Here is an 878-nt window from a genome sequence, read left to right on the forward strand (position 1 = left end):
CCCCCTATTGTCTCGGTCCCCCGCGGGCAGTTCTTCACCCTTTAGGGTGACGCTGTAGTGGGGCGGTTGGGTTACTTCGATGTCGAGGTTTTCCGCCATCAGACACGGTGGCCCTGATCGCCGACGGTCTCGTTGTCGCCGCCGATCTGAGAGCATTCTCGGCGTCGTGGTGCAAGCGCAGCCGATAGATGGGGAGGCCTGGAGGGCGAAGTCCGGTCAACCAGGGGATTGCCATTGGCCTGCAGAAAGGACGGGACCGGGCCCGGTACAGGGTGGAGGTGACCCGGTTCCTTGCTCCAGGCAGTGTCCCACCGAGAGAATCTCTGGGAAGTACTACTGATCGGTCAACACCGGGAATTCCTACAACCGTCAGACGAACGAGCTGCGTGTTCGCAGGCCGTTTCCTAGAGGTGCTAGCCACCGATTTTTACTCGAGCCGGAAACTCTCGTCGATCCCCGCTGCACGGCTGCCCTCGAAACCTGCCCCGGGTGACCACGGGCCACCCATCTGAACTCTGGTCCTTTGGCGTAGTAACAATTAACTGTGGACGAGCGATTCTCTGAAGGACAGTTGAGTTATCGAACGTCCGGCCGCGCGCACAGTGGTCCGGCCGAACGCACGAGAGAAAAGAGTCCAGCATGCGGTCGCATCGCCCCCCGTACTTCCGGATCGCCGCGGTCAGTACGGCCGCGCTCCTTGCCGTCGCTGGCGCGCCGGCAACCTCCAGCGCGCAGAGCGCCGAGCTCGGTCTCGGGCTGGCGGTTGTCGGCTCCCTCGGCGCGTTGACACTCGGCCTTGGTGCCGAGGTCGATTCCTCACAGCTTCCGACCGACTCCCTCGCCGACGGTTCCTTGGAACCAGGATCGCTTGGGCTCGG

General features: G+C 63.2%; 1 protein-coding gene. It reads left to right on the forward strand.

The annotated features are described in order from the left end of the window. Nucleotides 1-639: 639 nt before the first annotated feature. Nucleotides 640-878 (forward strand): hypothetical protein (locus DPA01S_RS17415; protein ID WP_232303225.1); only part of this gene is annotated, 239 nt, incomplete at its 3' end.

Origin of the sequence: Dietzia papillomatosis NBRC 105045 (assembly GCF_001570845.1) — a bacterium.
GTDB lineage: Bacteria > Actinomycetota > Actinomycetes > Mycobacteriales > Mycobacteriaceae > Dietzia > Dietzia cinnamea.